Raw genomic sequence first — 23,120 nt, forward strand, 5'->3', positions numbered from 1 at the left:
AGATTAGTGATAGCCATCGGGAGTAGCAGCAATGGAAAGTTATTCAGCCCTCAAAACAGAACAATTAAATGCTGCCAAGGTGCGAGAATTTTCTGCCGAAGATAAGCAGCAAACCCTAGAAATCCTAAAGGCATATCGTTTAGCTCCCTGCGCTCGACTCCGTAATCAGCTAGTGCAGTTAAATATTGGCTTAGTGAAAAAAGAAGTTGGTTACTGGTTGCGTCAAAGTTCTGAAGGCTATGAAGACCTATTGCAAGTTGGTTGTATGGGTTTAATTGGGGCGATCGAACGATTTGAAATCAGTAAGGGCTACGCCTTTAGCTCTTTTGCTACTAGGTATGTGCGGGGCGAAATTCAACATTATTTAAGGGATAAATGCTCTACTCTGAGAGTGCCAAGACGATGCCTAGAGCTATATCATCAAGCTACGCGTAAAGCTTCAGAACTGCGGTTTCAATTAGATCGAGAACCCAGTGAGGCTGAAGTTGCTAATGCTTTGGGTGTAACTGCGATAGAATGGCAAGAAATTAAGTTAGCCAATCGCAACCGCTCGCTTTTGAGTCTTGATGCACCAATGCTATCCCTAGAAGAAGGGTCGGTAACCCTTTCAGACCTTGTGCCAGACCCTAAACAAAACTCAACAGTACAAGCAGAAGATATTACCCCTCTATATCAGGCATTAAACATTCTGGAACAGCGTACCCGTAAAATTTTAGAATATGTATTTTTAGAAGATATTACCCAACGGGAAGTCGCAAAGCTGTTAGGTATCAGTACCGTCACTGTGTCCAGACAGGTAAAGAAAGGTTTATCTACTCTACGGAGTAACTTGGCATTGCAACAGGCAGCTTAAGTAAGACATAGGCATAGATGTCATTACGGATTATTAGTTGGTAGGATGAGAACAGTATTATCTGCCAAATTTATGTCTCCATCTGCATCTATATCTAAAAAAATCGCATACTTTGATTGTGCCGTAGGAATTGCTGGTGATATGTGTCTTGGGGCATTAGTCAGTGCGGGGGTACCTTTAGAGTATTTTACAGAAATAATTGATCGGTTGGGAATTGGCGATGAAGTTAAATTAAGGTCGGAGCTTGTGAATCGGGGCGGACAGGAAGCAGTTAAAGTTCATGTAGATATTCGCCACCACGGACATCACCATCGCCATTTACCTGAAATTGAAACCATTATTAAATCAGCCCAACTAGAGCCATTAATCGAAAAAAATAGTTTGGAGATATTCCAAAATTTAGCGATCGCCGAGGGTAAAGTTCACGGGATTCCACCCGAAAAAGTCCATTTTCATGAGGTTGGGGCATTAGATGCGATCGCTGATATTGTCTGTACCTGTGCAGGATTAGCATGGTTAGGAGTAGAACAAGTATTCTGTTCAGCACTGCCTACGGGAGGAGGGTTTGTTACCTGTGAGCATGGGCAGTTACCAGTTCCAGTTCCAGCAGTTTTAAAACTATGGGAAATGTTCAAAGTGCCTGTATTTAGTAATGGCATTGATCGGGAATTAGTTACACCCACTGGGGCAGCGATCGCTGTAAGTTTGAGTGCTCAGTTTGGAACGATTCCAGCTATGAGTATTAGCAAAATTGGTTTAGGTGCTGGTACCAGAGAGTTGGCTATACCCAATATTTTTAGACTGTGGATTGGCGAATCTACAGATCAAGATAAAAAAAAACAGAACTGATTGGGGTTTTAGAAACTCAGGTTGATGACTTAAGCAGTCAGGTGATTGGCTACGTGATGGATTTATTACTGAGTCATGGTGCTTTGGATGTGTTTACCCAAGCGATCGGGATGAAAAAATCTCGTCCTGCGGTTTTAATTACAGTAATTTGTCCCTGCGATCGCCTAGAAATTTGTGAGGATATTTTATTTCGAGAAACCACAACCTTAGGAATCAGAAGAAGATTACAAGAACGTAGGATTATCCCTAGAGAGATATTTAGCATCGAGACCAAGCTAGGAACAGCGAGGGTTAAAATTGCAGATCGGAATAAATTTAAAACTATCCAACCTGAATACGAAGATTGTGTACAGTTAGCAAAGATACACCAATTACCTTTATCTGAAGTGCAGGCAATTGTTCTCCAAATAGCCCAATCTATATTACAAGACTAAATTTGTGGTTTATGGATTCGCTCTGAGGATATGCACTGAGACTTTAGGAGCTATAATCTTTGAAGCTACAAGTTTTAAGAAGCTCAAGCTTTAGCAAACAAATTAATGGGCTGTTATGTTAAAACTATTCTACTCAATTAATCAATTAGGGGATGATTTATGGCACAAGCAACCAGTTTAGTATCTGTGAAAGAAACATTGCCCAATGGACTTAGTACAAATGCTAGTGATACCAGACCTTGGGGGTCTTTTACTATACTTGAAGAAGGGCGAGGCTATAAAATTAAGCGAATTGAGGTCAAGCCCGGACATCGCCTAAGTTTACAGATGCACCATCACCGTAGTGAGCATTGGATCGTAGTTTCAGGTACGGCAAGGGTAACCTGTGGGGATCAAGAAATTATTATTGGACATAATCAATCTACCTATGTGCCTCAATGCACTTTACATCGGTTAGAAAATCCTGGGGTGATTCCTTTAGTAATTATTGAAGTTCAAAATGGGGAATATCTAGGCGAAGATGACATTATTAGATTCCATGATGACTATTCTAGGGTTGAGCCTAGATCTTAATTCTAGCAACAAAATTTAGCTGGTTTTCTATCAACCACATCACTACCTCTGTGACTCCTAGCAACTAGGCATGGCGGTTTTTTAGTGGTTTATTTCCTCAAGCTTGGCTAATTAAAAAAGAGTTTGGTATTGAGGTTTGCAGAATAATTGTTTCATAGATAAAACACTATTGTCTCCATTAAAAAGATTGATTTTAATCTATAAGTTTTATGGATATGATTAATTTCAATCAATAAAAAATTTAGTAAACAACTTTAAAATTATGAGCCAAATTCTCTTTGAGAGTGCTTGGTTAATTCCTTGCTACCCATTAATTGGGGCGATCGCTTCCGTAATTTGGTTTCCATCACTGACTAGATTAACTGGTCCTCGTCCTGCGGGATATGTAAATTTAATTACGACGCTGTTTGCCTTTCTGCATGGAGCGATCGCTCTTTTCCAAAGCTTGGAGCAACCTGCTTTAAAATTTTCTTGGCAGTGGCTACAAGTTGCTGATTTGAATCTTAGTTGTCCCATTGAAATTTCTGCTTTAACTATTGGTGCCATGGTTTTGGTTACGGGCTTAAATCTTTTGGCTCAGGTTTATGCGATCGGTTATATGGAAATGGATTGGGGCTGGGCAAGATTTTTTGCGCTTTTGGCATTCTTTGAGGCAGGAATGTGTGCTTTGGTATTGTGCAACTCTCTATTTTTTGCATACATTATTTTAGAAATTCTGACCTTAGGTACCTATTTGTTAGTTGGGTTCTGGTTTAATCAGTCCCTAGTGGTAAGCGGAGCCAGAGATGCTTTCTTAACAAAACGGGTGGGTGATTTAGTATTGCTGATGGGGGTAGTGGCATTACTACCTTTGGCAGGAACTTGGGATTTTGATCAGTTAGTAATTTGGGCAGAGAATACCAATATTGATCCTAATCTCATTACTCTGGTTAGTTTGGCTTTGATAGCAGGTCCAATGGGTAAGTGCGCTCAATTTCCCCTGCACCTGTGGCTAGATGAAGCGATGGAAGCTCCGATTCCCAGTACGATTTTACGAGCTTCAGTAGTAGTACCAACGGGAGCATGGATATTGATTAAATTAGCACCTGTGCTTGCACTTTCCCCTACGGCGATGTCAGCATTGATCGCTATTGGAGCTATTACCAGTCTAGGAGGAGCTTTAATTGCGATCGCCCAAATCGATGTCAAACGCACTCTTTCCTACGCGGTTAGTAGTTACATGGGTTTAGTATTTATTGCGGTGGGGACTGGTCAAACTGATGCAGCTTTATTACTCGTTCTGGTCTATGCTGTAGCGATCGCTTTGTTATATATGGCAGTGGGAGCAGTTATTCTGAATAGTACAACTCAAAATGTTACCCAGTTAGGAGGTTTATGGTCTCGTCGCCCCATTTCAGGATTGGGACTACTAATTGGAGCCGCAGGCTTAGTTGCTTTTCCACCCCTAGGAGGCTTTTGGGCATTTTTAAAACTGGGAAATGGTCTATGGACAGATTATCCGTGGTTGGTGGGATTTATTTTGGTTGTGAATGGACTTACTGCCTTTAGCCTAAGTAGGGTGTTTTGTTTGATATTTGGGGGTAGTGCGAAGGAAATGGCACAGCGATCGCCTGAAGTTAATCAGTTTGTGATCCTGCCTTTAGTAACTTTAAGTGGCTTTGTATTGCACTTACCCCTAGTTTTACAGTCCTTGAATTTCTTACCTCTTTGGGTAAATTTGAATAAAGATGTGGCACTGCTTCTGATCTGGTCAACCATTTTTGGCTTTAGCATCGGGGCAGTAACTTATCTCAGTAACTCTATTCCCAAACCGATTCGCTTTCCATGGAAAGGTTTACAAGACTTACTGGCAAATGACTTCTACACTCCTAAAATTTATCGCCAAACTATCGTATTCACCGTTGCTGTCATTTCCCAAATTGCCTTTTGGGTTGATCGATATATCTTTGATGCCCTTGGTAATTTATTCGGTTTGATTGCAATTTTTAGCGGTGAGGTGCTGAAATATAGTACCTTTGGCAAAGCCCAAGCCTATTTATTAACGACAGTGATTGGGATTGGCATAATTCTGTTGATGAATTTCTAAATAACTTCTTAAGTAATTCCTGCAATAACTTCTAAATACAAATTCTATAGACAACTTGTAAATAAATTATGCTAAGTATTCTAATTTTACTTCCCTTACTTGGGGCTATTTTCATTGGGCTCTATCCTAAACTAACTGCTGCTCGTACCTATGCCTTGGTGATCGCTTCTATCAATTTAATAGTGACTTTATCTCTCTTTTTTCAGTTTGATCCAACGGTTTCAGGTTTGCAAATGGAGGAATATCTACCTTGGGTTCAAGAAATCGGCTTGAGTTATCGCCTAGGTGTAGACGGAGTTTCCTTACCTTTATTAGCTTTGAATAGTTTTTTAAGTTGGATTGTGATCTATGGTAGTAAGGCTAAAATTGAGCGATCGCAGTTATACTATGCCTTGATTCTAGTAGTATCGAGCGTTGTTGCTGGTGCCTTCGTAGCTCAAAATCTTTTATTATTTATACTTTTCTATGAATTGGAGCTAATTCCTCTGTATTTAATGATTGCCATTTGGGGAGGCGAAAAGCGAACCTATGCTGCTATGAAGTTTCTGATTTTTACGGCAATTTCGGGATTTCTAATTTTGCTAGGATTCTTTGCCATGCGATGGTTAAGTAGTTCAGCTAGCTTTGATTATGATGCGAATTTACAGGCGATCGCTTCTATCCCTTTACCAACTCAAATTATTATTCTTACAGTTCTCTTAATCGGATTTGGGATTAAGACTCCCCTAGTACCTCTGCATACTTGGCTCCCCGATGTTTATGTGGAATCTTCACCAACAGTAGCTATTCTTTTAGGAGGAGTATTAGCAAAGTTAGGAACCTACGGTCTAGTTCGCTTTTGCTTGCAGTTACTTCCTGATGCTTGGGCAGTGCTTTCTCCAACTCTCGGCATCATTGGGACAGTCAGTGTTTTGTATGGGGCTTTAACAGCGATCGCCCAAAAGGATATAAAAAGAATGGTGGCATACAGTTCCATCGGACACATGGGTTATGTGCTTGTTGCTCTTGCGGCGGGAACCAAGTTGAGCCTAGTTGGAGCAGTGGGACAAATGGTAAGTCATGGTTTAATCTTGGCAGTTTTGTTTTACCTAGTAGGCTTAATTGAAGATAAAGTCGGCACCAGAGATTTGGATGCTTTGAATGGATTACTAAACCCGATCCGTGGTCTTCCTTTAACCAGTACTTTACTAATTGTGGGTGGCATGGCAAGTGCAGGGATACCCGGACTAGTTGGCTTTGTTGCTGAATTTTTAGTTTTCCAAGGTAGCTTTAGTGTTTTTCCGATTCTGACCCTACTTTGTATTATTGCCAGTGGACTAACGGCAGTATATTTCGTGATTCTGCTGAATCGTACCTGCTTTGGAAAACTTGATAATGCTACTGCCTATTATCCCAAAGTAACTTGGACAGAACATACTCCTGCTTTGATTTTAGTAGCTTTGATCTTCTTTCTGGGCATTCAACCATCGTGGCTTCTGAAATGGAGCGAACCGACTACTAATTCTTTAGTTGCGAGTTTAGTTGAGACTGGATTAGGAAGCGATCAGCTCATTGCTATTAGTAAAGTTAATAATTTATGATTTATGATGTTCATAAGTGATTCATTTAGCAGATGCCATATCCAATAGAGAAAAAGTTAGTGGTAGGAGTTGCATCAAGTGCACTCTTTGCTCTTAGCGAGTCCGATCTTATATTCTCAACCAAGGGAGAAGAAGAGTATAAAGCATATCAAGAAAGAAACATTGATAATGTTTTAGAGAGAGGTGTGGCATTTCCTTTTATTAAGAGGCTGTTAAATATTAATGATGTTTTCCCTGAGATAATGCCTGTAGAAGTTGTTCTTTTTTCTAAGAATTCTCTAGAAACAGGTCTAAGAATTTTCCGTTCCATTAGGCATTATAAACTCGATATAACTCGAGCTGCTTTTACATCAGGAAAATCACCCTATCAGTATATTCCTGCATTCAATATCTCTCTATTTTTAAGCGCAAATAAAAATGATATTGATCAAGCTATCAATGCAGGTTACGCAGGTGGTCTCGTGATTGCATCAGAGATTAGTGATAATCTAAATGACAAACAGCTAAGAGTTGCTTTCGATTTTGATGGGGTTATTGCAGATGATGAATCTGAAGCAGTATTCACAAAAACAGACCTTAAAGGATTTCAAGACTACGAAATAGAAAATTCTCACATACCCCATAAACTTGGACCACTTGGCGACCTTTTTAAGAAGCTTTCCTTAATGCAAAAAATGGAAGATCACAAGTTAAAAAATGATTCTAGTTATGAACAAATACTTAGAATTATCATTGTTACATCAAGAAATGCTCCTGCTCATGAACGAGTTGTGACTACCTTGAAGAACATGGGTGTTAGTCCAGATGAAGCTTTTTTCTTAGGAGGCATGGAAAAAAGCAGGGTGCTAAATATCCTAAAGCCTCACATTTTCTTTGACGATCAACTTAGTCATCTAAACTCTTCTGTGGAAAATATACCTATGGTTCATATACCCTTTGGAATAGCTAATAAAGAGAAACCTGTAACTCCTCGACCAACTGGTTTATGCGATGGCGAATTTGTAGTACCTGATGACTTTGATGAGCCATTACCCGAAGATATTTTGAGTACTTTTGAGGGCAGATGAAGGTTCCACTAGATACGCGTATCTTTCTGTGGTTCATAAGTAATGCTGATTATTTATTACGATTACTTCCAAAATAGAAACCTAAAACTGCTCCAATTAAACCTGTTTGAGTTGTGATTAGGAGTGAAAGAATATCTTTTGTGTAAGTGTACCTTTCTTTCCTATCCTCTGTTTTGTCTAATGGTAGAAATATTACCAATCCCATAATTACAAATGCTCCGATGTAACTTGCAGCAAGTAACCCATACAACCACCAAGCTAAATTTGATCTAGTATCTTCCCTTTTTATATCCAGTGTGTCAGCTAAAGAGCGTTCCTCTTTCTCTGTAATAGGAGATTCAAATTCCTTTAATAAGTCATTATCTTCAGGAATTTGCTTATTATCTTCTGGCATTTTACTAACTCGAATATTGTTAAAGAAGGTTTAGCTTATTCAAAAGGTTTTGGAAGGAGAAGTTGTTAGCCTATCTTTAATTAATTTCTTCTAGAAAAGCAACCCGTTTCAAACCCTCATTAGGTCTTTTAACATAAATTTTACTTTCAGAACTTTCAGCATCTAGGAGATAGTCTATTAATTTATTCCCCTCTTGAGAGTGAATTTGTGAGGGATCAAACTTAATAGACATAATAGGCTTACCACGTCGATGAATGTAAAACTCGGAATCTAAATTAGTAGCCTTTTCTAGATATAAACGAATTCGACCACGCTCTACAGGAGAAAGTGACTTTCTACGTCTCATATAGGTTAAAACTCAATTATTTCTATACTATCGAACTCTAACACAAGTTATTATTGGTTTGCCGTATTAAGTGCCATATAAAACCTTATTTCATTTTTCAAGCTTAGTTATCTGGATGAATTTTATGTCAGCATTTCTGAAACAGCTAAGAAACAAATAATAACCTTATTACTGATTACTTGATTGTTAGCTGAAAAATATATTAAATAGACTAAAGACTATGAACTGTATTGAAAAGATTGATTCTAGTCTATGTTAATTACTAATATTATTGATCTCAAATATTAAAAATAACTTTTTATAAGCGATCGCCATAGTTTTTATGACAATTACCATAACCGACCCCATAACTGAAAAAACAACTCTTCCCCCCTCAACCCATGAACTTGCTGATGTGGTTCACCGCTTAGAAGCAGGTGGGGCAATGCTCCCCGATACTCCAGAGAATCTGATGCAGATAATTGGTTTATATAAGGCATATGCTGTGCCTATGGACTTTTACTGGCGGGATTTGCTTTATATTGCCGAACAAGTATTTCTCGATCCTCTGCCTTTCTTTAAATATTTCCTCCCGCAAGAATACCTAGAACTGCACAATCACTATGCTGGGGATGATGCCGATTTACGGATTTGGCGAGGTGAAGCAACTGCCCATCCAGAGTTATTAGCATTTATGGAAAAGGGCGAAACCATGAAGATGCCTAAAATTTTTCATCATCTGTGGCACGATCGCATCAATATGGAATTTGCGGAAGAATGTATGCGGGCTATGCTGTGGCATCGGGGTATGGGCGGACAATTCGATCCGTATTTAGATAGTGATGAATATAAGGCAAATGCAGATAAGGCAATTCGGGCATATTTCAAGTTCAATCCTGTGATGATGGGGTTATATCAACTTTTCCCTGATATGTTTTTAGAACAAGTACGTCAAATGTCCTATTACTCTAATCTAGGGTTATTTTGGGAAGTGATGGCTCCAGTATTTTTTGAAATGAGTGACCTTTACGATGAAGGTAAGATTACTAGCGTTCCCGAAGCGATGAATTTTCTTGTTAATGGGATTTTTGCGATCGCTGGTCGTCCTATTTATCACCATGTTCATATTCGAGGTGAAGTCTATGAGATCATTCCTAAATCAAAGGGCTTTATGTGGCTATACGAAGCAGCTTTACCCTATGTAGAAGCAGTTTTTTATCGTACTTCTCCATTTCGAGGTACTAAGTCCTATAATGCCCAAGCAGGACAAGTTCCAGATGAGCAGAAGGATTTTCATTTTGGTATTCTCTATGCCGATGTTTTTCCCGTTGGCACTGCTGGAATTCCACCCACGTTGTTAATGCAAGATATGCTGCATTTTCTGCCCCCCTATTTAGTTGAATATTACTCTAAATATTGCCGTGGTCAGGATGATATGCTAATTCAGTTGGGGATTAGTTTTCAGCGATCGATGTATTGTGTCACTTCTGCTGTAATTCAGGCTTTGCGAACTGCTCTACTCTATCCCCTAGACGATCCTAACCCTAGACATTTAGCAGCAAATCGGGCATTTTTTGAGGCTCAATTAGATCGATTTAAACGCCCAGAGGCAAGAATAAGGAATATCCAGAGTCAAGATTATCGTTAATTTGGTAGTCCTAATCAAGTAAGGATGAATGGAAATTAATTGGTATTGGCAACAATTTAGCGACATCTCTGGAGAGGAAATGCACGAAATCCTCTCCTTGCGACAGAAAGTTTTTGTTGTGGAGCAAAGGTGTGCATATTTAGATGCCGATGAGTTGGATAAACAGTCGTGGCATCTGTTGGGTCGGAGAAATGATAGACAACTAATAGCGTACGCACGATTAAATTTCCCCAATACTAGATACTCAGAACCTTCTTTTGGGCGCGTTATTACCACTAAAGAAATAAGAGGAATTGGGGCGGGGCGAAGGGTAGTAAAAGCTTGCATCGAGAAGAGTACGCAAGAATATCCAGATTTGAATATTCAAATTTCAGCCCAGACTTATCTCGTCAGGTTTTATCAAGAATTCGGCTTTACAAGTGTCGGGGTTCCCTATGATGATGCAGGAATAGAACATGTAAATATGATTTTAGAAACACGACGATATCTAGCCTAAATTTGCACATCTAATTTTTCTTTTAGACAAAATAGGGGGTAGAAACATTATTTTAGTTATTGGGACTTAGTTTGGAAGTTTTTGAGAATTTTTTAGATATCACTGGCGGTAGGGATATTCAAGGATTGAGAATTAATAAACTTAAAAGTAGTAATAGATACTAAGAAGATAGCCATGAAAACCACAATACCAATGGCAGAAGCATAACCCATTTCTAAGCTACCAAATCCCTTTTCATACAGATAATAAACAATGGTCTTAGTACTATTAGCGGGTCCACCACGGGACATAATAAATACTTCTTCAAATATCTTCATCGCTGAAATTGATGACATTACAGCCACTAGGATAATATAGGGCTTGAGTAAAGGAATAGTGATGTCAAAATGCTTTAGCCAACCATCGGAACCATCGATCGCTGCGGCTTCATATAAATCTGGAGGGATGGATTGCAAACCTGCCAAATAAATCACCATGTAATAGCCCAGACCCCTCCATACGGTTACAGCAATAATGGCAAAAATTGCGGTTTTAGAATCAGTTAGCCAATTAATTTTAATTGATTGCCAGCTAATAGCGGAAATAATAAAGTTAAGTAGTCCATTTTCGGCGTATATCCACTTCCAAGCTAATCCCGCTACCACTACAGAAATCACTACAGGAAAGTAATAAATTGCTCTAAATAATTGCATACCTCTTAGTTTTTGATTAACTAAAATTGCCAAAAATAGGGGAATTACTATTAATAAAGGTACTGCACATACCAGATAGATAATTGTATTAAGTAAAACCTGCCAAAATAGGCGATCGCTACCCAAATTAATATAGTTTTGCCAACCGATGAAATTAGGTTTATTAATAAGGTCGTAATTAGTAAAGCTCAAATACAACGCCTGAATAATCGGCAAAAAAGCAGTAATTCCAAAGGCTAAAAGTGCAGGTAGTAAAAATAGATATGGAATTAATTTATTGATCTTCATCGATTGCTTAGTTATAGTTACTAACTCGATCTTTGTAGTTTTCTGTACCAAATGGTATCCCCTTCCTCACTCTGAGTAATAATATCTTGGACTACTTCCACAACATTTTGCCATGTTAAATCTGGAAGTTCTAAACAAGTTCTCAGTTCCGATAAGGCTAAGTCTCGCTCTTTTGTGAATTTCTGGATGGTTAAAGGCGGTAAAAGTCTTTGGGGATATTCCCGAACTCTAACTACTGCTTCTCTAACTAGAGCGACGATTTGGTGTGCCATTTCCGTTTTTGCGCGGATGCGTAATTGTTGTAACCCTTTATTGCTGGTAGCATACATGGGTGGTAAGCGATTTAAGGTGTAAGCAGCAACCTCATTAAGGGTAATCCTCTCTTTGGCAGCAGGTTCCATCCGCTTTAATTGTAATTCTGCCACTGCCATAACTAAGTTTTCTAAAATGTTGGTGTAATTCCAGTAGGCTCGCAGCATATAGGAAGCAAATTCTTTTTCATCTTGAGATGACTGAATAGCATGTTCTGAAAGGGCAACCGTAATTTGGCGACTTTTCCAGCCTGGATCATGGGACTTAGAACGCTTGAGATAACTTTTAATGGTCAAAGCATTTTTCCTTGCCATGCTGACATGACCAGTGGATAGTGCACCTCGATCATGAATGTTAATCAGTGTGTCTTGGAGAGCTTCGTGCAATTCTCGCCAGCGCAAATCTGGTTTACCGAGGATTTTTTGGAGTTTTGCTAAAGACCGAGCTTCAGTTTCTAGCTCTTCTTCAGGCAAGGGTTGCGATTCACGCAGGACATCTTTTCTGATCCCCAGCATTCCTTGACGAACAGCACCTTTAATTTGATCCCCAAATTCTTCCCTTGCCCTGCGGCGTTGCTGTGACCATCCTCTTTGGGTTGTAGCATACATAGTTGGAAGACGATTAAGCGAGTAGGCAACAATTCCGCGTACATCAACTTGATTTTGGAGAGCAGGGCTTAAGGATTTAACTTGAGCTTTTACTTCTTCAATGACTGGTTCTTCGATCGCATTTCTACAGCTAGCTAATTCCATAGTAATTCCATAGTTATGATGTGATGAGGCTTGCTGCTGAAATTATACTAAATAGCTTATATTTACAAAGTCTATGTAGATATTTGCTGACATATTTCTTGCCAAACAGCCAAGGGATTTGGGGCTTGGGTAATGGGACGACCAATCACTAAGTAATCTGCACCAAGAGCGATCGCCTGCTTCGGAGTCATGACTCGATTTTGATCTTGATTTATCCCACCTCCCAACCGAATACCAGGGGTAACCAAATAAAAATTAGACTGGATATGCGATCGCAAAACTTTTAATTCATGGGCAGAACAAACACAACCAGCAATACCGCTAGCTTGAGCCATTAATGCCAATGTTAAAACGTAGTCGGAAAGCTCTAGGGGAATTTTTAGATCAGCACCTAATTCTTGGGCAGAAATACTGGTGAGGATGGTTACGGCTAAAAGTTGGGTGGAACTTCCTTTAATTTCAGATTGAGCAGCTTCTAGCATGGCTCTGCCGCCGATCGCATGCACAGTTAAAAAGTCCACTTCATATTTGGCTAAGACCCGACAGGTGGCGGCTACGGTATTGGGAATATCATGTAGCTTGAGGTCTAAAAATACTTTTTTATTTCGAGATTTTAAATAGCGAATTATTTCAATGCCACAGCTAGTAAATAACTCTAGTCCAACTTTCCAAAATGTAACTGTGGGTAACTGCTCGACAAGGGCGATCGCCTGATCCAAGCTAGGCACATCAAGAGCAATTATGATTTGATCTGTATTCAAGGATTTCCTATTAAACTAAATTTCTAAGCCATTAAATTTTTAAGTCTTTATTTTAAGTCTTTTTGAATCATACAGTAATCTCAGATGGTACAGTTCTTCATTCAGCCAGATAGCGAGATTTCCCCTGCGGTACAGTTATTTGATCAGATTAGTTTTGCCATTACGTCCTGTGCCTATGCTAGTGGTGAACAACTCCCCAGCACTCGCCAATTAGCTCAACAGACTGGGTTACACCGCAACACTATCAATAAAGTCTATCAACAGCTTAAGAAGGCAGGCTTAGTCACGGCAAAGGGTGGTTCAGGAATGTATGCGGCTCCTCCCAAGCAGGAACTAGTCTCAGAAGAGGCATCTGTACAAATTATTCGTCAGACCTTAAATCAGCTTTTAAGCTTAGGATATTCCCTCGCTCAGGCACAAACATTATTTAATCATGAAGTTAATTGGCGACTAAGTTGTAGTGCTAAGCTCATTGTTACCTCTGGGAAAGAAGATGCAGGCGTGGCTCAAATTATTGCCGCAGAGTTAGAAGAAGCTCTTGATATTCCCTTACAAATTATTGCGATCGAAGAACTTGGCAAAACTCTAGATCAGCTTGAGCAAAATATTAGGGCTAGTACAATTGTCACCAATCGCTACTTTGCGGAAACCGTGCATAGACTGGTAGGCGATCGCCCCATCCGCATATTTACCATTGATATTTATAACTACAGCCCCGAAATTGCCCGCATTAGAAAACTGCCCTTAAATAGTTCTGTTGGTTTAGTGTCAATCAGTACAGGAGTGCTAAGACTAGCAGAAAGCTTAATCCAAAGTATTCGCAAAGATGTTTTGGTAATTGCAGTTTTACCCCAAGATACCTATAGGCTGCAATCAATGCTAAAAACCGTAGATTTAGTTATAGCTGGACATTCTTTGGCTGCTGTTAAACAGGCGATCGCCGATGTGGATAGAATTCGCCCCTTAGAGGTGATCTATTCGGGTAAGTATGTGGCGGCGGAGTCGATTAAGGCTCTTAAGTTAGAACTGGGGATTGATTAAACTCAAGCTAGGACTGGATTTGGTTTGGTTAAATTAATTTACTTGGAAAGATTTGCGCTGATTTTAAACTTTTTATTTTGAACCATTATGGATTAATTACAGTCTGATATACCAAATTAAGTTTGCTAAATACTTAGAAATTTAGAATCGAACTTTAGAATTGAAATTTAAAACTAAATGAACTAAATAGAAGGTAATAGTATGAAAAATCTTACATTTTTGGCATTATCCGCCGCAGCTATGGCACTTTTTCCTATGGCAGTATCTGCTCATCCCCAGCGCGATCGGGTAGTTATTATTAGAGAATCGGATCGCTTCCGTGATCGCAACTGGAACAACTATCGCAGAGAATACGTTGCCGATCGCTATTACCGTGATTACGATCGCCGCCGTTACTATGAATATGAAAATCGTCGCATTTATCAGAATCGTCCATCAGTTAACATCGACCTAAGTTTTGGTTTGTAGGATTGTACTTAGGGTCGTGCCATGAAGTGTGAAATAAGTATGGCGGAATTATCGAACTTTAGCTACGGAGCCTAAACCACAATGATTTCCAGTTTCTAGCCCAGATTTCTGTGGAAATTTCTTGACATAGCTCAGCGATCGCGCCATTGGGTAAATTAGCCACATCCGTAACCTTAATTTTTTTGTGGATCATAATTGCTACAGATGCCAATAGCTCTTGGGCATAGGCTTCCATAAAGTGCGCTCCCACAATTTCCCCATTATCTCGATACAGAACTTTATAAAACTCCCCGCCATCGCTTTGACTGTATCTCTGCCATACATATACATTCTTCCCGTACTGCAATCTTGCTGCGAGTTCGCTTAAGCCAATACTTGCTAGTTGTGGTTGAGTGTAAGAAATTTGGGCAGGAATAGATGGTTTAAGCGCAAAAATCTTCCAAAATAAGGCATTTTTTAAAATGATGTCTATATCGTTCAACTGATGACACAAATAAATATTAGGGTTTGTGGTTTGTAGTTTAGAAGTAATCAGAATTTCCCCTTGATTAGCCCCTTGATAAGTCTGAATCCCTGCGGCAGTCAGGTTGAGATCGGGAATATGGGCAGAACTTGGCAATAATATATCTCCATCCCGGTCTAAAGCATGAGTTCCTAATGATGTCGTAATCCAAATTTTCTGATCGGAAATCGCCGTGACAATGGTACCAGTGTAAATTTCGATACCTTGAATTTCTAAATGTGCTTGGAGTATGCGCGCAATATCCAGATCGAACTCAGGTAAAATCGAACCCGCCGTGATAATTCGGACTTTAATTCCTAATTTATGCAAAATCTGGGCGATCGCACAACCTAGAGCATCTTCTGCCAAGATCGCAATGGAACTTAATCTACCTGTGGGTAATAGCTTAAATAGGGAGTCATAGGTTAAATAGCTAATTTGATCTAAGCCTAAAATTCTGTGTCGTTGGAGAATGGAATCTTGGACAATTACAAATCGTCGAGATGTTAACTTCCTATTGATTGGATTATGGTTTTGATCAACTTGCGTTAAGGACTGGATGATTATGGTGCGGCGATCGCTAAATTGGACTTTACCTAAAATTACATCTACACCACAGGTTTGTAAAAACTCGATCTGTTCTTTCTGGGCAAAAAGTAGGGATTCTAAAATTTGATCTATTTGTTCTAATTGATCTAAAGATTTTAAAGAATGCGTACATAACTGAAATCTTCTCACAACTTGCTCAAGCTGATCCAAATCCCATCTTAGAGAAGTTGCCAGAGCCACCCTAGCTCCAATTTTTGCTGCCTTAAGAGCGATCGCTCCTGCCTTTTTGCCATCACCTATTACCACCAAATCATAATCACCAAGGGGCATAATTTATTTCCTAGATTTCCTAGTTACTTGTTATTCCACAGATAACTGCACATCTCTACTGCCAAGGCTGAAAGCTCCACCTGCTGTTTTTTCACCAGACTAGGGTCTAAATTAAAACTCACAAACGGTGTACACGCATTCATAAACTCAATTTTACCAACCTTACTGTTTTTCAAGTCCCGCATCTCTGACTGAATAGCCATGCCCGTATCAGTTTTGAGAACAAAGGAGATCGCCTCAGTAATTAACTGTTTTTTTAGCTGTAACTTCACAGCCGCATATCTCATACTGTAATCCTTAATCTTTTCCTGTGCCTGAATGCCCGCAAATGTTGAGTTAGGAATAGTTTTGAGAATTGCTACAGACTCCAACCACTTAGTTTGAGCTAATCGCCACTTTTGAGCTGTTTGGGGAGAATTTTGGATGATCGCCTCGGCATTTACAGCGATTTTGGTAGCAATATCAAGGGTATTAGCAGCACTACGTTCGATTTGTAATTTTTGATTAATTTGGTTGATCCGTATATCTAGGGGAGAAATTAAAGATTGAGCCTCAGCATAGGCAAATACAGGAAAGTTGGGAATTGTTTTGAGCCTTAGTAACTTACCATTAACATTTTGGCGATCGCCCTCAAGGGTATCTGGGTTATAGGGACGATTCAAATCAAAAGGTTGCTTTTTAATACTTTGCGCCTGATCAATTAGCTCCTGTTGCTGCGATCGCTCCCAGACTAACCAAATTGCCAAGATCATACTAGAAACCGCAAATGCCAGTAGAAAACCCTGCTTGGGATGAAGTCGAATATTTTTAATGTATTGAATCTTCTTAATATTTTGAGGCTGGAATTTAACAGCTTGAGAAGTTCGATTACTTGTCTTTTTCGTTTGGGAAGATTTAGGTAAATTAATAGTCCCGATGCGCTTCCACTCAGGCTCCTGACTACCGCTAACTTTGCCATACACTGTAAATACGGCGATCGGTACTTGTAATTGTTCTAAGCGGGTCTGAATTCGAGCAAATAAAAGGTCATAGTTAATAGCCTGCCCCTGATTCCTACTTGCTAAAATATATAACTGACTCTCAACCCACTTAACTTGAATTCTAACCTTGGACAAGTTCAAGTCCGTTTGTAAAGCTTCTGTGACCGCAACCTCGTCCATCTCGTTAATACATACAAAACCTAAAGCAGCAAAATAGCCCAAACCTAGTTGGATAATATCACAATGGGGATTTAACCTAGGTTAAATACTCGCTGACTTAAACTGCCAAGGTGTGTACCAAGTCTTACCGCCAACTTCCAAGGCAGCTTGATTACTACTGGCTTGGATCGTCTTACCATCATGCACCAAAGTTAACTTAATTTTTCCGATCGCCGTATCCCGACAGCTAAATTTCAAGCCCCTGGCTGTAGGTACCATAATCCATGTGCCTAAGCTATCAGTTTTACCCCTAAGCTCTACTCGCTGCCTACGGTTGTTATATGCCTGAATTTTCCAACTTCCCCAAGGCTCAATATCACAATAAATCTCACTTTGATCGGGCATAAAGTTATATACCTTACCATTATGGTAAACAGCAACCATGGCAACATCACTTGAAATCCCCAAGGTCTTACGTTTGCCACCTGCACATACTACGCTGAGATTACTATTCCCATCAAAGGCATTGCACTGTACCCAAAACCATTGCTCTGGAAATGCTCCACCCCAGTTTTTTTCCATATATACTGGTGCATCTTCAAAGTCATAGAAGTGATCGCCCCAAGCCACACACCCTGAGCCCAAGCCATGCAGCTTTAAAATCTGCCAACCAGGAGCAAATACAGAAAAGTAAGATAACCAGCCCATGGTTGCTGATCTGTCATTACTAATTGCCTGCATCCGATAATCCCAAGTACAGGTAAGGTCTTTTACGGGGTCATAAATTCTGCCTTGATTATGGCGATCGCTAGCAGAATAACCCTCCCCAGAGTGCCAATGGCTAAGATTAAGTCGTTCCCAACTAGCATAAAAACCTTGAACACTAGGCAAAGTTCGCCAAATATGCTGATCATTCACTCCTAATACTTGCACTGATCCGCCACTATAGGCTGTCCCACCTTGGGGATCATCAATGGCATACATAAAGGCAAAGGATTGTTGAAACTGGGGTAAAGTTAAGCGGTAGTACCACCCCTCAAAGAATCTCCCTAAGCCACGGTTCCAGTGATAACCTTGATGGGCAACTTTCATCATTGATTAGGATGCTCGATATTATCAATAGTACTAGCAATAAAAGTCACAGCACAAGTATTAGTCTCTGCTCCCTTTCCCAAGTGATAAAAAGTAAATTTATAATTTGGAAACTTGCCCGACTTCTGTAATAAATCCGTTGCTACCCACAGGGCATTGCGATCGCTACTAGGTAAGTGAAATAAGCCATTTTTAATACCCTCCGCCAGACTTTCCTCGACTGCCTTGGTTAACTGTGCCAAGACTCGATCCAAACTTGCCCTATCTATAGATACCTTAGCCATACTCTCCCCTTAACTTAAAACCTTAGTCGCAATTACAGCATAGAAAGGGTCGCCACTACTGGGGTTTAGCCACTGCCACAATAGGTTATGGGAATTAGCAGTTACCACCTCAGGTTCACTAAATCCCTTCACCGCCTTAAAATACGCCTTAACTAACTCTACCCGTTGTTGCTCTGAACTATCCCGCCAAGCTTGAATTGCCTTTTGATAAAACATCCGATTAGAGAAACTAATAATTGCGATGCCATTGGGCTTTAATATTCGATAAATCTCCGTAAAAATCGCATCGGGATACTGTAAATACTGCACAGATACCGTATTGAGAATTGCATCAAACTCACAATCAGTAAATGGTAGATTTAAATTTTGATTTAGATTCTGGACAAAAAAATGATCCAAACGGGGATTACGCTGGAGTTCTTCAGCATTTAAGCCATGTCCCTCCACATGATTAAACTTCATAGTCTCTGGCAAATGGGAAACCCAGCTACTCATTAAATCTAAAATTCGAGTGTGAGGTTTTAGGCGATCGCTATATAAATTAGTTAATTGTCGAATAAAGCCATCATCGACGTGGGTGACAAATCGAGGATACTCATAAAAAAGGGCATCGTCACTGGGATCTAACTTTGTCCGCTCATGGGCTAAAAGCATTGTTCTGTATCTCTAAAACCTGTGTAACTAGTGTTACATATTGTCAAAACTTATGAATGGCAAATACTATGACTACATCTTCATTAAAACTAGAATCAACTCAGATCGCTGAAATAGTCGAAACCGCCTCAACGGAATACATTGCCCAATGTCTAGAACCAAAACATTTAAGCTTTCCTGTCGTACCTGCCTTTGGTAGTTGGGTTAAAGCGATCGCTGAGGATCAGATAATTATCTATGGAGTGGTTTACCATGCCACAACTATGCCCATTGACTCAGTTCATCGAGCCGTTGCCCTTGGTTTATCTTTAACTGAACTCCAAGAACAACAACCGCAAATCTTTGCCATGCTCAAAACAGAAATTAAGGTAGCAATTCTTGGTTTTCAGGCAGAAAATAATATCTATCAACATTTGCCATCCCAACCACCACAAATTCATCAAGCCGTCTATGCCTGTAGCAGCAATGAAATCAACAAATTTACGGATGAGCTACATTTCTTACGCACCCTCATCCAGATTACCAATGCTCCCACCGATGAACTCATAGCTGCCATACTCCGTAATACGTATCAATCTCGTCAAGGCGATCGCCAGTGGCTTGTAGCATCTGGACGCAAACTCAGTATCCTCTTAAAAGATGACTATGATCGCCTAGGTGCAATTCTTAACCAAGTTCATCTAATCTAAAAACTTTTCTAAAAATTTTACTCTACAGTTTATACAGATAAAATTAATAGTTGACTTCCACAATACAATATTGCTAAGCTAGATAGCCGTTGATTTAATCTAAAACTCTTAGAGTATATGCCCACAATCCAGCAGCTCATTCGCACTGAGCGTCAAAATGCTAACCAAAAAACAAAGTCACCAGCCCTCAAAAGCTGTCCACAAAGGCGTGGAGTTTGCACACGTGTATATACAACCACCCCGAAAAAGCCCAACTCCGCCTTGCGTAAAGTAGCACGGGTACGTTTAACCTCTGGCTTTGAAGTGACAGCATACATTCCCGGAATTGGGCATAATCTTCAAGAACACTCAGTAGTTATGATTAGAGGCGGAAGAGTTAAAGACCTTCCTGGAGTTCGCTATCACATTATCCGAGGCACCCTTGATACTGCTGGAGTTAAAGGAAGGATGCAAGGACGCTCAAAATATGGTGCCAAAAGACCGAAACCAGGACAAGCTGCCGCAGTTCCTACCAAGGGCAAAAAGAAATAGCTACAAATTGCTATTAAATCATTTGACAAGTTTTGACAGATCCAAGTTTTGACAAATTTAAATTAATCTCTATCCCTATATCAAATGTCTCGCCGCACAAAAATCACCAAACGTATTACCCCGCCCGATGCTGTCTATAGCAGCCGCCTAGTTAATATGCTTATTCGTCGCCTCATGGTATCAGGAAAATTTTCCTTGGCATCAGGCATTGTTTATGATGCTTTTAATGTCGTAGCTGAGCGCACAGGTAATCCAGCCATTGAAATCTTTGACCGAGCAGTTCGTAATGCTACTCCCTTAGTGGAAGTTAAAGCTCGTAGAGTTGGTGGAGCAACCTATCAAGTTCCCATGGAAGTTAGAACTGATCGCGGCGTTGCCTTAGCTTTAAGATGGCTAGTGCAGTACTCTCGCTCTCGCCCTGGACGTAGTATGTCTAGCAAATTAGCAAATGAACTTATGGATGCTGCTAATGAAACTGGAAGTGCTGTGCGTAAGCGTGAAGAAACCCACCGTATGGCTGAAGCGAATAAGGCATTTGCCCATTACAAGTACTAAGCCTAGGTACTTTCAAAAAGTTACGGATCAGAATCTGTGACTATAACTATGCTATGCTGAAGATAATTTTTGTATTCCTGTAGACCCGAGGAAAAATCCGTGACGAGAACCATTCCCTTAGATAAAGTACGCAATATCGGTATAGCCGCACATATAGATGCTGGTAAAACAACCACCACCGAGCGTATCTTGTTTTACTCTGGCATGGTACATAAAATTGGTGAAGTGCATGAAGGTACGGCTGTAACCGACTGGATGGTGCAAGAACGGGAGCGAGGAATCACTATTACTGCTGCCGCAATTACTACCAGTTGGCAAGATCACAAAATCAATATTATAGATACACCTGGTCACGTTGACTTTACAATCGAAGTTGAGCGTTCTATGCGTGTACTCGATGGTGTTATTGCTGTTTTTTGTTCTGTAGGTGGTGTTCAACCCCAATCAGAAACTGTATGGAGGCAAGCTGATAGATATAAAGTTCCTCGTATTGTCTTTGTTAATAAGATGGATCGAACTGGAGCTAACTTTTATAAGGTTTATGGTCAAATCCGTGATCGCTTACGCTCCAACGCAGTTCCTATCCAACTACCTATTGGCAGCGAAGACAAATTCAAGGGTATTGTCGATTTAGTAAAAATGCGAGCTTTTATCTACAATGATGAAATTGGCAAAGATATCACTGAATCCGACATTCCCTCAGACCTAGTAGAAGTAGCCAACGAATATAGATTAAAACTTATAGAATCAGTAGCTGAAACTGATGATGTATTGACTGAAAAATATTTAGAAGGCGAAGAATTAACTGAAGAAGAAATCAGAATTGGGTTACGTCGTGGCACTATCAATGGCACAATCGTTCCCATGGTTTGTGGTTCTGCTTTCAAAAATAAAGGAGTACAGTTACTCCTAGATGCAGTTATTGACTATCTACCATCTCCTCTTGAGGTTCAAGCAATTCAAGGACAACTTTTGGATGGTACAGAGGTAATTAGACCCTCTGATGATAATGCCCCGATGTCAGCGCTAGCATTTAAAATAATGGCTGACCCCTATGGTAGGCTAACTTTTATTCGAGTCTATTCAGGGATTATTTCTAAAGGTTCATACGTTCTTAACTCATCTAAAAATAAGAAGGAACGTATATCACGGTTAATTGTCCTAAAAGCAGATGATCGGATTGAAGTTGACGAGCTAAGAGCAGGTGACTTAGGGGCTGTACTAGGACTAAAGGATACCTTTACGGGTGATACCCTCTGTGATGATAAATCCCCTGTCATACTTGAGTCACTATTCATTCCAGAACCTGTAATTTCAGTTGCCGTCGAACCCAAAACTAAGCAAGACATGGAAAAGCTTTCCAAAGCACTGCAATCCTTGTCTGAGGAAGATCCAACCTTTAGGGTTATGGTTGATCCAGAAACAAACCAAACGGTAATTTCAGGTATGGGTGAGCTTCATCTAGAAATTCTTGTGGATCGTATGCTTCGAGAGTTTAAAGTGGAGGCTAACGTTGGAGCGCCACAAGTAGCATATAGAGAAACCATTCGTAAATCCGTTAGGGCTGAAGGCAAGTTTATTCGGCAAAGTGGTGGTAAAGGTCAATATGGTCACGTTGTGATTGAACTTGAACCTACCGAGCCTGGAACTGGATTTGAATTTGTTTCTAAAATTGTGGGTGGCTCTGTACCGAAAGAGTATGTTGGACCTTCGGAGCAAGGGATGAAAGAGGCTTGTGAATCTGGTATTCTGGCAGGCTATCCCGTGATTGACCTAAAAGCTACACTTGTTGATGGTTCATTTCATGATGTTGACTCGTCAGAAATGGCTTTCAAGATAGCTGGCTCTATGGCAATCAAGGAAGCTGTTTTGAAGGCATCTCCAGTTTTACTCGAACCGATGATGAAAGTGGAAGTGGAAGTTCCAGAGGATTTCATTGGTACAATTATTGGTGATCTCAATTCCCGTCGAGGGCAAATTGAGGGTCAAGCCTCTGAACAAGGTATTGCCAAAGTATCATCAAAGGTTCCTTTAGCTCAAATGTTCGGATATGCTACTGATATTCGTTCTAAGACTCAAGGAAGGGGAGTTTTCACAATGGAATTTAGCCATTATGAAGAAGTCCCTCGCAACGTAGCTGAAGCTATCATTGCAAAAAGTAAAAGTAAAGATTGAA

At 40.0% G+C, this 23,120-nt stretch carries 25 protein-coding genes; 15 read left to right on the forward strand and 10 right to left on the reverse strand.

What is annotated here, in order from left to right:
- The first annotated feature begins 31 nt into the window (after positions 1–31).
- The 7 genes from SYN7502_RS11980 (at position 32) to SYN7502_RS12010 (ending at position 7,442) form a co-directional block, all read left to right on the forward strand.
- Positions 32–853, forward strand: a complete 822-nt coding sequence (locus tag SYN7502_RS11980) for a sigma-70 family RNA polymerase sigma factor (protein ID WP_015169075.1) — start codon at positions 32–34, stop codon at positions 851–853.
- Between the two features lie 72 nt (positions 854–925).
- Positions 926–1,702: a nickel pincer cofactor biosynthesis protein LarC gene (larC, locus tag SYN7502_RS21420; RefSeq protein WP_041430150.1), complete on the forward strand. Its 777-nt coding sequence runs from the start codon at positions 926–928 to the stop codon at positions 1,700–1,702.
- Positions 1,703–1,743: 41 nt separating this feature from the next.
- On the forward strand, positions 1,744–2,136 hold the full coding sequence (gene larC2, locus SYN7502_RS21425) for a nickel pincer cofactor biosynthesis protein LarC2 (protein ID WP_371257765.1): 393 nt from the start codon (positions 1,744–1,746) through the stop codon (positions 2,134–2,136).
- A gap of 159 nt (positions 2,137–2,295) precedes the next feature.
- Positions 2,296–2,709: a phosphomannose isomerase type II C-terminal cupin domain gene (locus SYN7502_RS11995; protein ID WP_015169076.1), complete on the forward strand. Its 414-nt coding sequence runs from the start codon at positions 2,296–2,298 to the stop codon at positions 2,707–2,709.
- A 262-nt stretch (positions 2,710–2,971) separates the two neighbouring features.
- Positions 2,972–4,795 (forward strand): NAD(P)H-quinone oxidoreductase subunit F, encoded by a 1,824-nt coding sequence (locus SYN7502_RS12000; RefSeq protein WP_015169077.1) that lies wholly within the window; start codon positions 2,972–2,974, stop codon positions 4,793–4,795.
- A gap of 68 nt (positions 4,796–4,863) precedes the next feature.
- Entirely contained in the window at positions 4,864–6,375 is a 1,512-nt protein-coding gene (locus SYN7502_RS12005) for an NADH-quinone oxidoreductase subunit M (RefSeq protein WP_015169078.1), read from the forward strand.
- A 32-nt stretch (positions 6,376–6,407) separates the two neighbouring features.
- Entirely contained in the window at positions 6,408–7,442 is a 1,035-nt protein-coding gene (locus tag SYN7502_RS12010; RefSeq protein ID WP_015169079.1) for a 5'-nucleotidase, read from the forward strand.
- Positions 7,443–7,491: 49 nt separating this feature from the next.
- On the opposite strand, the gene SYN7502_RS12015 is transcribed toward SYN7502_RS12010, so the two are convergent.
- Both SYN7502_RS12015 and SYN7502_RS12020 read right to left on the reverse strand, forming a co-directional pair.
- Positions 7,492–7,836, reverse strand: a complete 345-nt coding sequence (locus SYN7502_RS12015) for a hypothetical protein (protein WP_015169080.1) — start codon at positions 7,834–7,836, stop codon at positions 7,492–7,494.
- A gap of 76 nt (positions 7,837–7,912) precedes the next feature.
- Positions 7,913–8,182 carry a hypothetical protein gene (locus SYN7502_RS12020; protein WP_051023623.1) on the reverse strand — a complete coding sequence of 90 codons (270 nt, stop codon included), beginning with the start codon at positions 8,180–8,182 and terminating at the stop codon, positions 7,913–7,915.
- A 322-nt stretch (positions 8,183–8,504) separates the two neighbouring features.
- On the opposite strand from SYN7502_RS12020, the gene SYN7502_RS12025 reads away from it, so the two are divergent.
- Together SYN7502_RS12025 and SYN7502_RS12030 are read left to right on the forward strand one after the other, a co-directional pair.
- Complete coding sequence (locus tag SYN7502_RS12025; protein WP_015169081.1) at positions 8,505–9,809, forward strand: CO2 hydration protein; 1,305 nt, start codon at positions 8,505–8,507, stop codon at positions 9,807–9,809.
- Positions 9,810–9,837: 28 nt separating this feature from the next.
- On the forward strand, positions 9,838–10,305 hold the full coding sequence (locus tag SYN7502_RS12030; RefSeq protein WP_015169082.1) for a GNAT family N-acetyltransferase: 468 nt from the start codon (positions 9,838–9,840) through the stop codon (positions 10,303–10,305).
- A 92-nt stretch (positions 10,306–10,397) separates the two neighbouring features.
- Here the strand turns inward: SYN7502_RS12030 and SYN7502_RS12035 are convergent, their stop codons facing one another.
- The 3 genes from SYN7502_RS12035 to pyrF all read right to left on the reverse strand — a co-directional run bounded on the left by SYN7502_RS12035 (position 10,398) and on the right by pyrF (position 13,110).
- Positions 10,398–11,285, reverse strand: coding sequence for a carbohydrate ABC transporter permease (locus SYN7502_RS12035; protein WP_015169083.1), 888 nt, complete (start codon positions 11,283–11,285; stop codon positions 10,398–10,400).
- 20 nt (positions 11,286–11,305) lie between these two features.
- Positions 11,306–12,349, reverse strand: a complete 1,044-nt coding sequence (locus tag SYN7502_RS12040) for a late competence development ComFB family protein (protein ID WP_015169084.1) — start codon at positions 12,347–12,349, stop codon at positions 11,306–11,308.
- A gap of 71 nt (positions 12,350–12,420) precedes the next feature.
- The gene (pyrF, locus tag SYN7502_RS12045; protein WP_015169085.1) at positions 12,421–13,110 is read right to left on the reverse strand and encodes an orotidine-5'-phosphate decarboxylase; all 690 of its coding nucleotides are present in this window, start codon (positions 13,108–13,110) and stop codon (positions 12,421–12,423) included.
- 84 nt (positions 13,111–13,194) lie between these two features.
- Between pyrF and SYN7502_RS12050 the strand changes: the two genes are divergently transcribed.
- Positions 13,195–14,151 (forward strand): GntR family transcriptional regulator, encoded by a 957-nt coding sequence (locus SYN7502_RS12050; protein ID WP_015169086.1) that lies wholly within the window; start codon positions 13,195–13,197, stop codon positions 14,149–14,151.
- Between the two features lie 201 nt (positions 14,152–14,352).
- The gene (locus SYN7502_RS12055; RefSeq protein ID WP_015169087.1) at positions 14,353–14,619 is read left to right on the forward strand and encodes a hypothetical protein; all 267 of its coding nucleotides are present in this window, start codon (positions 14,353–14,355) and stop codon (positions 14,617–14,619) included.
- A gap of 58 nt (positions 14,620–14,677) precedes the next feature.
- Here SYN7502_RS12055 and SYN7502_RS12060 read toward each other — a convergent pair whose 3' ends face one another.
- The 5 genes from SYN7502_RS12060 to SYN7502_RS12080 form a co-directional block, all read right to left on the reverse strand.
- Positions 14,678–16,000 carry an FAD-dependent oxidoreductase gene (locus tag SYN7502_RS12060; RefSeq protein WP_015169088.1) on the reverse strand — a complete coding sequence of 441 codons (1,323 nt, stop codon included), beginning with the start codon at positions 15,998–16,000 and terminating at the stop codon, positions 14,678–14,680.
- 23 nt (positions 16,001–16,023) lie between these two features.
- Positions 16,024–17,160, reverse strand: coding sequence for a hypothetical protein (locus SYN7502_RS12065; RefSeq protein WP_015169089.1), 1,137 nt, complete (start codon positions 17,158–17,160; stop codon positions 16,024–16,026).
- An 81-nt stretch (positions 17,161–17,241) separates the two neighbouring features.
- The gene (locus SYN7502_RS12070) at positions 17,242–18,234 is read right to left on the reverse strand and encodes a tocopherol cyclase family protein (RefSeq protein ID WP_015169090.1); all 993 of its coding nucleotides are present in this window, start codon (positions 18,232–18,234) and stop codon (positions 17,242–17,244) included.
- Complete coding sequence (locus tag SYN7502_RS12075) at positions 18,231–18,515, reverse strand: hypothetical protein (RefSeq protein ID WP_015169091.1); 285 nt, start codon at positions 18,513–18,515, stop codon at positions 18,231–18,233. The genes SYN7502_RS12070 and SYN7502_RS12075 overlap by 4 nt, the downstream gene beginning before the upstream one ends.
- A gap of 9 nt (positions 18,516–18,524) precedes the next feature.
- Positions 18,525–19,169 (reverse strand): class I SAM-dependent methyltransferase, encoded by a 645-nt coding sequence (locus tag SYN7502_RS12080; RefSeq protein WP_015169092.1) that lies wholly within the window; start codon positions 19,167–19,169, stop codon positions 18,525–18,527.
- Between the two features lie 68 nt (positions 19,170–19,237).
- On the opposite strand from SYN7502_RS12080, the gene SYN7502_RS12085 reads away from it, so the two are divergent.
- From SYN7502_RS12085 to fusA, 4 genes are all read left to right on the forward strand, one after another.
- Entirely contained in the window at positions 19,238–19,858 is a 621-nt protein-coding gene (locus SYN7502_RS12085; RefSeq protein ID WP_015169093.1) for an HAS barrel domain-containing protein, read from the forward strand.
- 117 nt (positions 19,859–19,975) lie between these two features.
- Positions 19,976–20,389 (forward strand): 30S ribosomal protein S12, encoded by a 414-nt coding sequence (rpsL, locus tag SYN7502_RS12090; RefSeq protein WP_015169094.1) that lies wholly within the window; start codon positions 19,976–19,978, stop codon positions 20,387–20,389.
- 84 nt (positions 20,390–20,473) lie between these two features.
- Positions 20,474–20,944 (forward strand): 30S ribosomal protein S7, encoded by a 471-nt coding sequence (gene rpsG, locus SYN7502_RS12095; protein ID WP_015169095.1) that lies wholly within the window; start codon positions 20,474–20,476, stop codon positions 20,942–20,944.
- A gap of 99 nt (positions 20,945–21,043) precedes the next feature.
- Positions 21,044–23,119 carry an elongation factor G gene (gene fusA / locus SYN7502_RS12100; protein WP_015169096.1) on the forward strand — a complete coding sequence of 692 codons (2,076 nt, stop codon included), beginning with the start codon at positions 21,044–21,046 and terminating at the stop codon, positions 23,117–23,119.
- Position 23,120 lies beyond the last annotated feature (1 nt).

Source organism: Synechococcus sp. PCC 7502 (assembly GCF_000317085.1).
Taxonomy (GTDB): domain Bacteria; phylum Cyanobacteriota; class Cyanobacteriia; order Pseudanabaenales; family Pseudanabaenaceae; genus PCC-7502.

What these genes read in the sequence shown, in the direction of transcription:
- SYN7502_RS11980 (WP_015169075.1), top strand. Translation starts at nt 32, where the DNA reads ATGGAAAGTTATTCAGCCCTCAAAACAGAACAATTAAATGCTGCCAAG.
- larC (WP_041430150.1), top strand. Translation starts at nt 926, where the DNA reads ATGTCTCCATCTGCATCTATATCTAAAAAAATCGCATACTTTGATTGT.
- SYN7502_RS11995 (WP_015169076.1), top strand. Translation starts at nt 2,296, where the DNA reads ATGGCACAAGCAACCAGTTTAGTATCTGTGAAAGAAACATTGCCCAAT.
- SYN7502_RS12000 (WP_015169077.1), top strand. Translation starts at nt 2,972, where the DNA reads ATGAGCCAAATTCTCTTTGAGAGTGCTTGGTTAATTCCTTGCTACCCA.
- SYN7502_RS12005 (WP_015169078.1), top strand. Translation starts at nt 4,864, where the DNA reads ATGCTAAGTATTCTAATTTTACTTCCCTTACTTGGGGCTATTTTCATT.
- SYN7502_RS12010 (WP_015169079.1), top strand. Translation starts at nt 6,408, where the DNA reads ATGCCATATCCAATAGAGAAAAAGTTAGTGGTAGGAGTTGCATCAAGT.
- SYN7502_RS12015 (WP_015169080.1), bottom strand. Translation starts at nt 7,836, where the DNA reads ATGCCAGAAGATAATAAGCAAATTCCTGAAGATAATGACTTATTAAAG.
- SYN7502_RS12020 (WP_051023623.1), bottom strand. Translation starts at nt 8,182, where the DNA reads ATGAGACGTAGAAAGTCACTTTCTCCTGTAGAGCGTGGTCGAATTCGT.
- SYN7502_RS12025 (WP_015169081.1), top strand. Translation starts at nt 8,505, where the DNA reads ATGACAATTACCATAACCGACCCCATAACTGAAAAAACAACTCTTCCC.
- SYN7502_RS12030 (WP_015169082.1), top strand. Translation starts at nt 9,838, where the DNA reads ATGGAAATTAATTGGTATTGGCAACAATTTAGCGACATCTCTGGAGAG.
- SYN7502_RS12035 (WP_015169083.1), bottom strand. Translation starts at nt 11,285, where the DNA reads ATGAAGATCAATAAATTAATTCCATATCTATTTTTACTACCTGCACTT.
- SYN7502_RS12040 (WP_015169084.1), bottom strand. Translation starts at nt 12,349, where the DNA reads ATGGAATTAGCTAGCTGTAGAAATGCGATCGAAGAACCAGTCATTGAA.
- SYN7502_RS12050 (WP_015169086.1), top strand. Translation starts at nt 13,195, where the DNA reads ATGGTACAGTTCTTCATTCAGCCAGATAGCGAGATTTCCCCTGCGGTA.
- SYN7502_RS12055 (WP_015169087.1), top strand. Translation starts at nt 14,353, where the DNA reads ATGAAAAATCTTACATTTTTGGCATTATCCGCCGCAGCTATGGCACTT.
- SYN7502_RS12060 (WP_015169088.1), bottom strand. Translation starts at nt 16,000, where the DNA reads ATGCCCCTTGGTGATTATGATTTGGTGGTAATAGGTGATGGCAAAAAG.
- SYN7502_RS12065 (WP_015169089.1), bottom strand. Translation starts at nt 17,160, where the DNA reads ATGGACGAGGTTGCGGTCACAGAAGCTTTACAAACGGACTTGAACTTG.
- SYN7502_RS12070 (WP_015169090.1), bottom strand. Translation starts at nt 18,234, where the DNA reads ATGATGAAAGTTGCCCATCAAGGTTATCACTGGAACCGTGGCTTAGGG.
- SYN7502_RS12075 (WP_015169091.1), bottom strand. Translation starts at nt 18,515, where the DNA reads ATGGCTAAGGTATCTATAGATAGGGCAAGTTTGGATCGAGTCTTGGCA.
- SYN7502_RS12080 (WP_015169092.1), bottom strand. Translation starts at nt 19,169, where the DNA reads ATGCTTTTAGCCCATGAGCGGACAAAGTTAGATCCCAGTGACGATGCC.
- SYN7502_RS12085 (WP_015169093.1), top strand. Translation starts at nt 19,238, where the DNA reads ATGACTACATCTTCATTAAAACTAGAATCAACTCAGATCGCTGAAATA.
- rpsL (WP_015169094.1), top strand. Translation starts at nt 19,976, where the DNA reads ATGCCCACAATCCAGCAGCTCATTCGCACTGAGCGTCAAAATGCTAAC.
- rpsG (WP_015169095.1), top strand. Translation starts at nt 20,474, where the DNA reads ATGTCTCGCCGCACAAAAATCACCAAACGTATTACCCCGCCCGATGCT.